We start from the raw sequence: 12,473 nt of genomic DNA, 5'->3' as shown, positions 1-12,473 counted from the left end.
CGGCGCCGCGCGCGGCGCCAGGTAAGTCGGTCACCGGTCGTCTACGTCACGTCCACGCGACCGTTCCGCCGGGAATACGACGTGTTTGCGGTGACTGTTCTCGCGCTCCTCCAGCTCTTTCACCAGGTCCTGGAGTTCGGAGCGGATCCAGTCCCGGGTCGCCACCTCGCCGAGGCCGATGCGCAGGGCGGCGATCTCGCGGGTGAGGTACTCGGTGTCGGCGATCGACCGCTCGTTCTGCTTGCGGTCCTGTTCGAGGTTGACCTTGTCGCGGTCGTCCTGCCGGTTCTGCGCGAGCAGGATCAGCGGGGCCGCGTAGGAGGCCTGGAGGGAGAGCATCAACGTGAGGAAGATGAACGGGTAGTTGTCGAAGCGGACATCGCTCGGGGCGAAGATGTTCCACAGCACCCAGGCGATGATGACGATCGTCATCCAGACGATGAACCGCCCGGTGCCCAGGAACCGCGCGATCCGCTCCGACAGCCGCCCGAAGGCCTCCGGGTCGTACTCGGGCAGGAGCCGGCGCCGGGGCGGGCGCGGCTGGTCGAGCCGGGTCCGCGAGCGGGTGGTGGCGGTCGCGCCCGCCGGTGTCCGCTCGCGCGTGGTCTCGCGCTCAGGAGTCATGAGCCGCCACCTCCTCTGTCTCTGCGTCTGTGTCTGTCTCCGCGTCGGCCTCGTGCTCGCCCTCGCCCTCGTCCAGATGGAATTCCGTCTCCCGCCAGTCCTCGGGCAGCATGTGGTCCAGTACGTCGTCCACGGTCACCGCGCCCAGCAGCGACCCGGTCTCGTCGACCACGGGCGCCGCGACCATGTCGTACGTCGCGAAGAACCCGGCGATGAGCTGGAGCGTCGCGTCCGGGTCGAGCGGCTGGAGGTCGTCGTCGATGATCGCGCTGACCAGGGTGTACGGCGGGTCGCGCAGCAGCCGTTGGAAGTGGACCGTGCCGAGGTACTTGCCGGTCGGGGTGTCGTCGGGCGGGCGGCACACGTAGACCTGGGCGGCGAGGGCCGGGGAGAGGTCGGCGCTGCGCACGCGGGCCAGCGCGTCGGCGACGGTCGCGTCCGGCCGCAGGACGATCGGTTCGGTCGTCATGAGGCCGCCGGCGGTGTGCTCCTCGTACGACATCAGGCGGCGTACGTCGGCCGCCTCGGAGGGCTGCATCAGGTTCAGCAGGCGTTCCTTGTCGTCCTCGGGGAGTTCGGAGAGGAGGTCGGCCGCGTCGTCCGGGTCCATCGCCTCCAGGACGTCCGCCGCGCGCTCCTCCTTCAGCTTGCCGAGGATCTCGATCTGGTCGTCCTCCGGGAGCTCTTCGAGGACGTCGGCGAGGCGGTCGTCGTCGAGGGCGGCGGCGACCTCGGCCCGGCGCTTGGGGGAGAGATGGTGCAGGACGTTGGCGAGGTCGGCGGGGCGCAACTGCTCGAAGGTGGCCAGGAGGCTCTCCGCGCCCTGTCCCTGCTCCTCCAGGGAGAAACCGGTGACGGCGGACCAGTCCACGGTCAGCGTCTCGCCCTTGGCCCTTCTGAAGGCTCCGCCGGCCCTGCCCTTCCGTACGAAGATCCGGTCGATCTCCCAGTCCCGGCGGGCCGGCAGGTGATGCACCGACAGATCGAGGACGGTGACCTCCTCGTCGGTGTCCGTGAGGGTCACGCGCCGGTCCAGCAGTTCGCCGAACACCAGCCGCTCGGTGGGCCGTTGCTCGAAGCGGCGGACGTTCAGCACGCCGGTGGTGATGACCTGGCCGGACTCGATGCCGGTCACCCGGGTCATGGGGAGGAAGATGCGGCGCCGGGTGGAGAGTTCGACGACCAGGCCGAGCAGCCTGGGGGGCCGCCGGCCGACCCGCAGCATCGCGACGAGGTCGCGGACGCGGCCCACCTGATCGCCGTTCGGGTCGAAGACGGCCACACCGGCGAGGTGCGAGACGAAGACCCGGGGAGCGCCCGCTGCCATGGCCGCACCTCCTTCTTTCTTTGCTGATGTGCCGAGGGATTCTCTGGTGTCAGGATGTGCCGAATTGCCTGCTCGGACGGGCTTCAGGCTAGCCCGTCCGGATGTGATCCGCGCTGGTGGGCGGTCCGGACGGACTGGCTCCGCCGACGTCCGGCGGCCCCGGTACGCTGCCGTACGCCATCGCCCCCCGCACGAAAGGCAACCCACCTGTGACTGCGTTTCCCCAGGCCCGAAACCGTCGTGCGGCGCTGCTCGGCGCGGTCTGTGTGCTGGCCCTCGCGGGGTGCGGCGACGGGGACCCGGACGCGGGGACCAACGGGGTCGGCAAGCTGGCCGCCGACAAGATCCAGTCGACGTCGGTGACGGCCGCGGGCGCCGCCGACGCCGTACGGCTCTCCGGGACCGTGGTCACCAGCGGGCTGACGTACACGCTCGACATGCGGCTGAAGTCCGACGGCGGCAGCGGGTCGGTCACCTCGAAGGGGTCGACCTTCGGGCTGCTCAGGATCGGCGAGAAGCTGTATCTGAAGGCCGACGCGGACTTCTGGAACAGCAACGGGGACTCGGGCGCCGGCGGCGCGCTGCACGGCAAGTACGTGAAGGTGCCGCAGGGCGACCCCTCGTACAAGAAGTTCAGTGGTTTCACGGACAAGGACGTGCTCCTTTCCAGTCTGCTGACCCTGCACGGTTCACTCGCGACGGACGGACACCACGCGCAGAACGGCGTCCGCACGATCCGCATCACCGGTGACGACGGCTCCGGCGGCACCCTCGACGTCTCGCTGGAGGGCAAGCCGTATCCCCTCCGGCTGGTCCGGGCGGGCGGCGCGGGCACCCTGACCTTCTCGGACTGGGGCAAGAGCTTCACGGTGACCCAGCCGGCGGACGGCGACACCGTCGACTACGGCAAGCAACTGCCGTCTTCCTAGCGGTACTTATCGCTGCTTGCGTTTCTTCTTCAGCAGCAGGCGCGGCAGGCCGGCGGGCATCGGCTGACGGGTCGTCGCGGGCGACGGCAGCGGAGGCTGTGCCAGCGAACCGTCCGGCAACTCGGCCGTCGCACCCGTCGGTTCCAGGCGCAGCACCCGGCACTCGCGGGCCCAGCGGGCCGTCATCGCCTCGCCGTCGGGGGCGTTGAGGCGCTTGCCCTTCAGCTCGGCGACGGCCGCCGTCCAGGCCTCGGAGTCCGGCGCCAGTTCCACGACCTTCGCCGTCCATACGACCAGCCGGCCGCCCTTGTCCTTGCTGCGGACGGTGACCTCGGCGGGGCCGCCGTCGACCAGTCCCGGCAGCGGCTGCTCGCCGGGACCGTCGCCGATCAGACAGGCCGCGCCCTCGTGCCAGACATGCCACAGCGCGCGGGCCGGGACGCCCGGGCCTGCGACCCAGACGAGGCCGGACTTCTTCGTGGCCTCCTCGACGAGGGCCTGGTCGAGGAGGGCCTGGTCGAGCAGCTCACCGCTAGTCATGGCGCTCAGCCTATCCAGGCCGCTCACAGCCAGCCGTTGCGCTTCAGCGTGCGGTGGATCGCCAGACAGACCGTCACGGTGAAGGCGAGCACCGACGGATACCCGTACCGCGCGTGCAGTTCGGGCATGTGCTCGAAGTTCATGCCGTACACGCCCGTCACCATCGTCGGTACGGCGATGATCGCGGCCCACGCGGTGATCTTCCGCATGTCCTCGTTCTGGGCGACGGACGCCTGCGCGAGGTTGGCCTGGAGGATCGAGTTGAGCAGCTCGTCGAAGCCGATGACCTGCTCGTGGACGCGGGCGAGGTGGTCGGCGACATCGCGGAAGTACTTCTGGATGTCGGGGTCGATCAGCCGCATCGGCCGCTCGCTCAGCAGCTGCATGGGACGCAGCAGCGGCGACACCGCACGCTTGAACTCCAGTACCTCGCGCTTGAGTTGGTAGATCCGCGCCGAGTCGACACCGCGCGAGACCCCGCCCTTGCGGCCCGGTGTGAACACCTCGGTCTCGACCTCGTCGATGTCGTCCTGCACCGCGTCCGCGACCGCGACATAGCCGTCGACGACATGGTCCGCGATCGCGTGCAGCACCGCCGAGGGGCCGCGCGCGAGCAGCTCGGGGTCGTCCTGGAGCCGGTGCCGCAGCGCCCGCAGGGAGCCCTGGCCGCCGTGCCGGACGGTGATGAAGAAGTCCCGCCCGGTGAAGCACATGACCTCGCCGGTCTCAACCACCTCGCTGTTGGCGGTGAGTTGGTCGTGCTCGACGTAGTGGATGGTCTTGAAGACGGTGAACAGCGAGTCGTCGTAGCGCTCCAGCTTGGGTCGCTGGTGGGCCTGTACGGCGTCCTCGACGGCGAGTGGGTGGAGTCCGAACTCCCCGGCGATACCGCTGAATTCGGCCTCGGTCGGCTCGTGCAGGCCGATCCACACGAAGCCTCCGTCGCGGCGCACCAGACGCATCGCCTCGTGCGGGGTCAGCGGCTTGCCGGTGTCGACGCGGGCGCCGTCGCGGTAGACGGCGCAGTCGACGACGGCCGAGGGGGTGCCGGGGTCCCGGGTGGTGTCGTACGCGCCGCCGTCCTTGCGCAGGGAGGGACGGGACGGGCGGACCACGGCACGCAGGTCGCGGATCATCGACATGGCGGGCTCCTTCGCGAAGAGCAACGAAAGGCGTCGACGACGGTTGGAACTGCCCGGAATGGGGACGTCCTGTGTGGGGATGTTTGGCACGTCCACAAAGCGGGGAGCACCGCACCGTCGCGGTGGCGAGTTTCGCTACTGATACAGGCACTGACTTCGGAACAGACGGATCGGTCGGATCGGAAACACCGGACAGATCAGGCAGATCAGGAAAAAGAAACGAAGTGCTCTTCCGCGACAGTGAAGAAGTGCGAGAGGCGACAGCCGGTCGGAGGCTAGAACAAGAGCCAGAGCGACGACATCAGCGGCCGGAAGAGCGGGTGGTACTGCCAGGCCGACTTCGGTCCATTGCAGCCCCACCTCCTCCGGCCGGTCCCCCGTGGGGGAGTCTCAACGGCGCCGGGACTTGATCGCGACTCCCCCAGTGCTTTAAGAGCCTGGGAGGTATTTCTATTTGTGCGCTGCCCGAACGACCGGCCCAGACTATCAGCAGGCCGAAGTGTCAAGGCGCTGCTTTGCCCGGTACTGACGAGTTCTATGCTCGCCGCATGGTTGATGTTCTTGCTCTGGTCGAGGCACGGTTGCGCACCGCGCTGGGCGATCCGGACGCCCGCGCCGCGGTCACTTTTCTGGGCACGGACCGCGTCGAGGTCCTGCGGTTCCAGGACGAGAAGCAGGACGGGACCGTCGTCCGCTACGCCACGCTCGGCATGTCCGCGCAGCCGATGAGCGACCCCACCGTGATGCTCGCCGACCCGGTCGCGGGCCCGCGCGCCGAGCTGGTCCTCTCCGTGCGCGGCGGCTTCGCCGACACCGACAAGGTGCTCCGCCCGCTCGCCGTACTCGCCGCGTCCCCGCAGGTCGAGGGTGTGATCGTGGCCCCCGGCGCCTCGCTCGACGTGGGCGAACCGCTGTGGCCCGGCGCCCCGTTCACCTCGGTGCTGGTCGCCGAACCGGGCGGCTTGGTCGAGGATCTGGAACTCGACGAGCCCCTCGATCCGGTCCGCTTCCTCCCCCTGCTCCCCATGACTCCGAACGAGGCCGCCTGGAAACGCGTCCACGGCGCCCAGGCCCTCCAGGAACGCTGGCTGACGAACGGGACGGACCTCCGGGATCCGTCCCGGAAATCCGTCCCGCTCGACTGAGACCCGAGTGAGCAAGCTCACCAACGGCGGCCGGTAATCGGCTAGTTGGCGAACACCGCCACACTGTCCGCCACCGCGTGCCTGGGCTCCAGCTCCTCGGCTTCGTGCGTGAGCGCGTTCCGTCGTACGAGCACCACCAGCGCGCCCAGCGCCGCGGTGACCGCCGCGACCACGAACGGGATGTGGATGTTGCTCCACCCCTCGATCTTCGGCGCGAAGAACGGCGCGGCAGCGGCGGCGAACCAGCGGACGAAGTTGTAGCCCGCGCTCGCCACCGGGCGCGGCGCGTCCGAGACGCCCAGGGCCAGCTCGGTGTAGACGGTGTTGTTCACGCCGATGAAGGCGCCGGACAGGATCGTGCAGACGACGGCGGTGGTGTGGCTGCCGTAGCCGAGGACCAGGACGTCGGCGGCGAGGAGTACCAGTGAACCGCCGAGCACCTTCAGCGAGCCGAACCGGGCCTGGAGGCGCGGTGCGACGAAGACCGAGAAGACGGCGAGCAGCAGGCCCCAGGCGAAGAACACGGCACCGGACTTGTACGGGGTCATGTCCAGCACGAACGGGGTGAAGGCCAGCACGGTGAAGAACGTGTAGTTGTAGAAGAAGGACGAGACGGCGGCCGAGGCGAGTCCGCCGTGGCCGAGGGCCTTCAGCGGGTCGAGCAGCGAGGTCTTCCGGGCCGGCTTCGGCTGTTCCCTCAGGAACACCGTGATGCACAGGAAGCCGATCGCCATCAGGAACGCGGTGCCGAAGAAGGGGTAGCGCCAGCTCTGGTTGCCCAGCAGGGCGCCGAGAAGCGGGCCGCAGGCCATGCCCAGGCCGAGGGCGGACTCGTAGAGCAGGATCGCCGCGGCGCTGCCGCCGGCCGCCGCGCCGACGATGACGGCGAGGGCCGTGGACACGAACAGCGCGTTGCCGAGGCCCCAGCCGGCCCGGAAGCCGACGAGTTCGCCGACCGAACCGGAGGTGCCGGCGAGGCCGGCGAAGACCACGACGAGGGCGAGGCCGAGCAGCAGGGTCTTCTTGCCGCCGATCCGGCTGGAGACGAAGCCGGTCACCAGCATCGCGATGGCGGTGATCAGGAAGTACGAGGTGAAGAGCAGGGAGACCTGACCCGCCGTGGCGTCCAGGCCCTTGGCTATCGACGGCAGGATCGGGTCGACGAGTCCGATGCCCATGAAGGCGACGACCGAGGCGCCGGCGGTGGCCCATACGGCCTTTGGCTGCCGCAGGATGCTGACCGTGCCGGTGTCGGCTCCCGCGTCGAAGGGGTCGTCCCTGTCGTCCCTGTGGTCCTTGCCGTTCTTGCCGCCCATTCCGTCCTCCCAAGTAATTGGTATATGCACATAGTAAGTTAGGCAAGGTAATGAATGCAAGCTACATCTAGTTTCGCTCCGTGCGTGGTCCGGGCCGGACGGGTGATCGTCCTTGACGTGCGCGGGCGAGGGTAGGACCGTGGGGCCCTATGAGGGGCGAACCCAGTTGCCCGAAGTGTGGTGGCCGGGTCAGGGCTCCCGGACTCTTCTCCGATTCCTGGCAGTGCGATGTCCACGGCATCGTGCATCCGCTGCAGCCCGTGATCCCGCCCAGCGTCGAGGCCCTCAGCGTGGTCGTGCATCGCACGCAGGTGCCCGTGTGGATGCCGTGGCCGTTGCCGGTCGGGTGGCTGTTCACGGGGGTGGCGTGCGCGGGGGACGACCGTAGTGGGGGGCGGGCGACCGCCGTCGCGTGCACCGGGCCCGGGCCGCTCGGGGGGATCGGGGAGTTGATCCTTGTCGCCGAGGAGCTGGGGGTGGGGCTCGGGGCGCGGTATGCGGGGATCGACGGGCCGGATCCTGGGCCTTACATGAATGTCGAGAAGCCTCCGCAGGCGAAGTTGTTGGCCGCGGGGCGGCCGACCCCGTTGTGGCATGTCACTACGGCGCCGGATGACCGGGCCGTGTTCGCCGGCGAGGCGTTGGGGTTGTGGCTGTGGGCTGTGGTGTGGCCTGAGCAGTCGGGGTTGTTGATGTATGACGAGCTGGTGCTTACGGATTTGCGGGATGCGGGGGCGGAGGTCGATCTGGTGCCGTGTGGAGCGTTGTCGCCGCGCTTGCTGGAGCCGTAGCGCCCAGGGGGGTGCCGGGTTCTGTTGTGGGGCGGGTGCGGGTTCGTTGTGGCTGGTCGCGCCGTTCCCCGCGCCCCGCAGGGCACGACTCCTGGGGTGTTTAGTAGGGGTCCCGGAGATGCCGTTACCCTTGAGTGGTTCCCATCCGTACTGTCTGCGCCCTGGAGTTCGTGTCGTGCGTATTGATCTGCACACCCACTCCACGGCCTCCGATGGGACGGACTCGCCCGCTGAGCTGGTGCGGAATGCTGCCGCTGCCGGGCTGGATGTTGTCGGGTTGACCGATCACGACACGAGTCGTGGGTACGGCGAGGCGATCGACGCGTTGCCCTCGGGGCTCACGCTTGTCACCGGGGCCGAGATGTCCTGTCGGGTCGACGGGATCTCGATGCACATGCTGGCCTACCTGTTCGATCCCGAGGAGCCGGCGCTGCTCGCCGAGCGGGAGCTGGTGCGGGACGATCGGGTGCCTCGGGCTCGGGCCATGGTCGCGCGGTTGCAGGAGCTGGGTGTGCCGGTGACCTGGGAGCAGGTGGCCCGGATCGCCGGGGAGGGATCCGTCGGGCGGCCTCATGTCGCCACCGCGCTGGTCGAGTCGGGTGTCGTACCGACGGTGAACGACGCTTTCACCGTGGAGTGGCTGGCCGACGGCGGGCGGGCCCATGTGGCCAAGCACGAGACCGATCCGTTCGAGGCGATCCGGCTCGTGAAGGGTGCGGGGGGCGTGACCGTGTTCGCGCACCCCGGCGCCAGCAAGCGCGGGCACACCGTGCCCGAGGCCGTGATCGCCGAGATGGCCGCGGCCGGGCTCGACGGCATCGAGGTCGAGCACATGGATCACGACGACGAGACACGCGTACGGCTGCGGGGGCTCGCCAAGGATCTCGGGCTGCTGGTGACCGGGTCCAGCGACTATCACGGGAGCCGCAAGACCGTACGGCTCGGTGAGTACACGACCGATCCCGAGGTGTACGGCGAGATCACGCGGCGCGCGACCGGGGCGTTTCCGGTGCCGGGGGCCGGCGGAGTCTGACCCCGCCCGCATCGTCCCCGTTCACCTCTCCTCTGCAAGGCTTGTGGCTCACCCATGTTCGACGTCGCCGTCTTCGGCTCCCTCTTCCTGACCCTTTTTGTCATCATGGATCCCCCTGGGATCACCCCGATCTTCCTCGCGCTGACCGCCGGACGACCGTCCAAGGTGCAGAAGCGGATGGCCTTCCAGGCCGTGTGCGTCGCGGGCGGAGTCATCACCGTCTTCGGGCTGCTCGGGCACCAGATCCTCGACTATCTGCATGTCTCCGTGCCCGCGCTGATGATCGCGGGCGGACTGCTGCTCCTGCTGATCGCCCTCGACCTGCTCACCGGCAAGACCGACGAGCCGAAGCAGACCAAGGACGTCAACGTCGCCCTCGTACCGCTGGGCATGCCGCTGCTCGCCGGGCCCGGTGCGATCGTGTCCGTCATCCTCGCCGTGCAGAAGGCCGACAGCGTGGCCACACAGGTGTCGGTGTGGACGGCGATCCTCGCCATCCATGTCGTGCTGTGGCTGGTGATGCGGTACTCGCTGCTGATCATCCGGGTCATCAAGGACGGCGGGGTCGTGCTCGTCACGCGGCTCGCGGGGATGATGCTGTCCGCCATCGCCGTGCAGCAGATCATCAACGGGATCACCCAGGTGATCCGGGCGAGCTAGTCGGCCCGGGCGCCTCGGGTGGGCCGCACACGCGGAACCCCGCACGGCATCGGTGCCGTGCGGGGTTCTGAAGTGTGGTTGCGATCCACGTCGGGTCGCGGGTAAGTGTCGTCGCAGTTACGTCGTCGTCGGTGTTACGAGGTCTTGGTCTCGGCGGGACGGATCCACAGTCGCTGTCCTATGGCGGCGGCCTGTTGCACGATCCGGTTGACGGAGGCGGCGTCCACGACGGTGCTGTCCACGGTGGTGCCGTCGACCTCGTCGAGACGCATGATTTCGAAGCGCATGGGCTTCTCCCTTCGTCTGGTCATCCTCCTGAGGAGAACTACTCGGTTACGTATGTAGTCAACGGGATGCGTGTTACAAACATTCCCTACGCTAAGGAAATTTTTCGCACGCCTAACTACTGACCGGTAAGAGATCGGCGCGAGACTGACCGGGACCGGTTGTGTTCGCAGCGTGACCGCCGGGACAATGGAGCCGATGAACGACGACCTCGAGGCCCTCAGCGCCCGCATCGACCGCACGAACGAGCTGCTGCAGCGCATGCTCGCCGAAGTGGCGAAGACGCCCTCGACGCATGCGATCTTCGTCGACGCCGGGTATTTGTATGCAGCCGCGGGCCGGCTCGTCTCCGGGACCGAGGACCGACGCACCTTCGATCTCGACACCGAGGGCCTCATCGAGGCGCTCATCGACAAGGCCCGCACGATCTTCGCGGACAGCCGGCTGCTGCGCGTCTACTGGTACGACGGCGCCCGCCGCCGCATCCACACCGCCGAGCAGCAGGCCATCGCCGAACTCCCGGACGTGAAGGTGCGGTTGGGCAACCTCAACGCCAACAACCAGCAGAAGGGCGTCGATTCACTCATCCGCTCCGACCTGGAGTCCCTCGCCCGGCACCGCGCCATCAGCGACGCGGCCCTCATCGGCGGCGACGAGGACCTGGTCTCGGCGGTCGAGGCGGCCCAAGGCTACGGCGCCCGCGTCCACTTGTGGGGCATCGAGGCCCCCGAGGGCCGCAACCAGGCGGAGCCGCTCCTCTGGGAGGTCGACAGCCAGCGCACCTTCGACCTCGACTTCTTCAAGCCGTACGTCTCCCGGCGCGCGTCCGCCGTCTACGAGGCCGCCGCCACCCGGCCCACCCGCGACGACGTCCGCTTCGTGGGCGCACAGATCGCGGCGAAGTGGCTCGCGGCGCGGGGGCGGGAGGCGCTGGTCGACCTGCTGCCCGGGCATCCGTATCTGCCGGGTTCGGTCGACCAGGATCTGCTGGTCGAGGCGGAAGGGCTGCTGCAGTACTCGCTGCGCGGCCAGGCCGATCTGCGGCGGGCGCTGCGGGACGGGTTCTGGGAGCACCTGCAGACGCAGTACTAGCGTTTTACCGGCTTGCGGTGTCCCAGAAGTCGGCGATGGCCTTCGCGGTCGCGGCCGGCTGGTCCGTGTTCGGTGAGTGCTCGGCCCCCGCGATGACCGTCCGCCGCGCCTTCAGCCGTACGGCCATGTCGTCGAGGAGCGGCACCGGCCAGGTGTCGTCGCGCGAGCCCGACAGGACGTGGGCGGGGAGCCCGGTGGCGGCCAGCTCGGCGACCCGGTCCGGCTCCAGGCACAACTGGCGTCCCGCCGCGAGGAGTTGAGCCGGCTTCGTGCCCAGCCAGCGGCGGCGCAGGTCGGCCCGGTCGTCCAGCCCCTCGTCCAGCGCACCGCCGGTCTCGGTGTCCTCCGGCGCCTCCATCGCCTGGATCGCTTCCCACACCTCGGCCATCGACATCACGGCCAGCGCGTCCCGCAGCAGCTTCACGCGCTCCTGCTGGGAGGCGGAGATCTCCGCGGGGCCCGACGCCATGAGCGTCAGCGACAGGAACGGCGTGGGGTCCAGGAGGACGGCGGCCCGGGCGACATGCCCGCCGAAGGAGTGCCCGAGCAGATGTACCGGCGCGCCCACGGTCTCGGTCAGCGCGACTACGTCCCGCGCCAACTCGGCCTGGGCGTAAGGGGTTTCGTCCACCGCCGGTCCGTCCGTCTCGTACTGGCCGCGTCCGTCCACGGCCACGGTCCGGTACCCGCGCGCCCCGAACGCCTCGTGCAGGGGGTTGAAGTCCTCCTTGCTCCCGGTGAATCCCGGCAGCAACAGCGCGACCCCCTTCGGCTCGACGCCGTCGCCCACGGGCGAGTCCACGACGGCGAACACACCGCGAGGGGTCCGCAGCGGGTAGGCGCGAGCGCCGGGGGGCGGGGTGAAGGAGGGGGGCCTGCTCATGGGGTGAGGTTATCCGGCGAGGCTGAGCGGGACGGGGACGGGAGGGTGTAACCGGGGTTAACGGGGGAGTGCGGGCGGGGGGGTGGGGGAGTGGGGAGTGGGGAGAACGCCGACGGCCCGGCCCACTTCACGTGGGCCGGGCCGTCCGGTGCTGTGCCTGTGCTGATCTCCGGGGGCGGATCAGCCCTCGGTGACCTCCGCGGCTGCTGTCGCCGCGGTCTTGCGCGGCCGGCGCACCCTCGGCTTCGCCTCCGCCGCCGTCGTCTCCGCGACGACCGGGGCCTCGGCGGCCTTGCGGGTCGTACGGCGACGCGGCTTGGCCTCCGACTCCTCGGCCGCCTGGGCCGGGATCTCGGCGGTGGGGGCGGTGGCCGCGGCCTTGCGGGTGCGGCGCGGCTTGGCCTCGACAGCCTCGACACCCTCGGCCGTGTCGACAGCGGCGACCGCTGCCTTGCGCGTCCGACGCGGCTTGACCTCGACGACCTCGACCGGAGCCTCCGTGGCTACGGCGGCAGCCGTCTTGCGGGTGCGGCGCGGCTTGGTCTCGACGGCCTCGACCGTGTCGACGACGACCTCGGCGGCGGGAATCGCTGCCTTACGGGTACGACGGGGCTTGACCTCGACGACCTCGACCGGAGCCTCCGTGGCTACGGCGGCAGCCGTCTTGCGGGTGCGGCGCGGCTTGGTCTCGACGGCCTCGACCGTG

The 12,473-nt window shown here is 69.5% G+C and carries 13 protein-coding genes and 1 pseudogene; 6 read left to right on the top strand and 8 right to left on the bottom strand.

Annotated features, from left to right (window positions below; genetic code table 11):
• Window positions 1–30 precede the first annotated feature (30 nt).
• Both ACIRRY_RS35335 and ACIRRY_RS35330 read right to left on the bottom strand, forming a co-directional pair.
• Window positions 31–624, bottom strand: coding sequence for a DUF1003 domain-containing protein (locus tag ACIRRY_RS35335; RefSeq protein WP_403981035.1), 594 nt, complete (start codon window positions 622–624; stop codon window positions 31–33).
• Complete coding sequence (locus tag ACIRRY_RS35330) at window positions 614–1,951, bottom strand: magnesium transporter MgtE N-terminal domain-containing protein (RefSeq protein ID WP_403981033.1); 1,338 nt, start codon at window positions 1,949–1,951, stop codon at window positions 614–616. Before ACIRRY_RS35330 ends, ACIRRY_RS35335 begins: the two co-directional genes overlap by 11 nt.
• 209 nt (window positions 1,952–2,160) lie before the next feature.
• Between ACIRRY_RS35330 and ACIRRY_RS35325 the strand changes: the two genes are divergently transcribed.
• A complete protein-coding gene (locus ACIRRY_RS35325) occupies window positions 2,161–2,880 on the top strand; it encodes a hypothetical protein (RefSeq protein ID WP_403981031.1) in 720 nt (239 codons plus the stop codon).
• A gap of 6 nt (window positions 2,881–2,886) precedes the next feature.
• Here ACIRRY_RS35325 and ACIRRY_RS35320 read toward each other — a convergent pair whose 3' ends face one another.
• Together ACIRRY_RS35320 and ACIRRY_RS35315 are read right to left on the bottom strand one after the other, a co-directional pair.
• On the bottom strand, window positions 2,887–3,420 hold the full coding sequence (locus ACIRRY_RS35320) for a hypothetical protein (RefSeq protein WP_403981029.1): 534 nt from the start codon (window positions 3,418–3,420) through the stop codon (window positions 2,887–2,889).
• Between the two features lie 23 nt (window positions 3,421–3,443).
• Window positions 3,444–4,562 (bottom strand): magnesium and cobalt transport protein CorA, encoded by a 1,119-nt coding sequence (locus ACIRRY_RS35315; RefSeq protein ID WP_403981027.1) that lies wholly within the window; start codon window positions 4,560–4,562, stop codon window positions 3,444–3,446.
• A gap of 548 nt (window positions 4,563–5,110) precedes the next feature.
• Between ACIRRY_RS35315 and ACIRRY_RS35310 the strand changes: the two genes are divergently transcribed.
• Complete coding sequence (locus tag ACIRRY_RS35310) at window positions 5,111–5,707, top strand: suppressor of fused domain protein (protein WP_403981025.1); 597 nt, start codon at window positions 5,111–5,113, stop codon at window positions 5,705–5,707.
• A 41-nt stretch (window positions 5,708–5,748) separates the two neighbouring features.
• Here the strand turns inward: ACIRRY_RS35310 and ACIRRY_RS35305 are convergent, their stop codons facing one another.
• On the bottom strand, window positions 5,749–7,023 hold the full coding sequence (locus ACIRRY_RS35305) for an MFS transporter (protein WP_403981022.1): 1,275 nt from the start codon (window positions 7,021–7,023) through the stop codon (window positions 5,749–5,751).
• Window positions 7,024–7,172: 149 nt separating this feature from the next.
• On the opposite strand from ACIRRY_RS35305, the gene ACIRRY_RS35300 reads away from it, so the two are divergent.
• The 3 genes from ACIRRY_RS35300 to ACIRRY_RS35290 all read left to right on the top strand — a co-directional run bounded on the left by ACIRRY_RS35300 (window position 7,173) and on the right by ACIRRY_RS35290 (window position 9,507).
• The gene (locus ACIRRY_RS35300; protein ID WP_403981019.1) at window positions 7,173–7,814 is read left to right on the top strand and encodes a DUF6758 family protein; all 642 of its coding nucleotides are present in this window, start codon (window positions 7,173–7,175) and stop codon (window positions 7,812–7,814) included.
• A gap of 175 nt (window positions 7,815–7,989) precedes the next feature.
• Entirely contained in the window at window positions 7,990–8,847 is an 858-nt protein-coding gene (locus ACIRRY_RS35295; protein WP_403981017.1) for a PHP domain-containing protein, read from the top strand.
• Between the two features lie 54 nt (window positions 8,848–8,901).
• Window positions 8,902–9,507, top strand: coding sequence for a MarC family protein (locus tag ACIRRY_RS35290; RefSeq protein ID WP_365305195.1), 606 nt, complete (start codon window positions 8,902–8,904; stop codon window positions 9,505–9,507).
• Between the two features lie 134 nt (window positions 9,508–9,641).
• Here the strand turns inward: ACIRRY_RS35290 and ACIRRY_RS35285 are convergent, their stop codons facing one another.
• A complete protein-coding gene (locus ACIRRY_RS35285) occupies window positions 9,642–9,794 on the bottom strand; it encodes a hypothetical protein (RefSeq protein WP_093629009.1) in 153 nt (50 codons plus the stop codon).
• A gap of 196 nt (window positions 9,795–9,990) precedes the next feature.
• Between ACIRRY_RS35285 and ACIRRY_RS35280 the strand changes: the two genes are divergently transcribed.
• Complete coding sequence (locus ACIRRY_RS35280) at window positions 9,991–10,884, top strand: NYN domain-containing protein (RefSeq protein WP_403981015.1); 894 nt, start codon at window positions 9,991–9,993, stop codon at window positions 10,882–10,884.
• 4 nt (window positions 10,885–10,888) lie between these two features.
• Here ACIRRY_RS35280 and ACIRRY_RS35275 read toward each other — a convergent pair whose 3' ends face one another.
• Complete coding sequence (locus tag ACIRRY_RS35275; RefSeq protein ID WP_403981012.1) at window positions 10,889–11,767, bottom strand: alpha/beta fold hydrolase; 879 nt, start codon at window positions 11,765–11,767, stop codon at window positions 10,889–10,891.
• Window positions 11,768–11,947: 180 nt separating this feature from the next.
• Window positions 11,948–12,473, bottom strand: a pseudogene (locus tag ACIRRY_RS35270) (DEAD/DEAH box helicase); the annotation flags it as partial.

Source organism: Streptomyces sp. NPDC101776 (assembly GCF_044766845.1).
Lineage (GTDB): Bacteria > Actinomycetota > Actinomycetes > Streptomycetales > Streptomycetaceae > Streptomyces.
The sequence above is the reverse complement of the archived record's forward strand: the minus strand, read 5'-3'. Positions and strand labels throughout refer to the sequence as shown.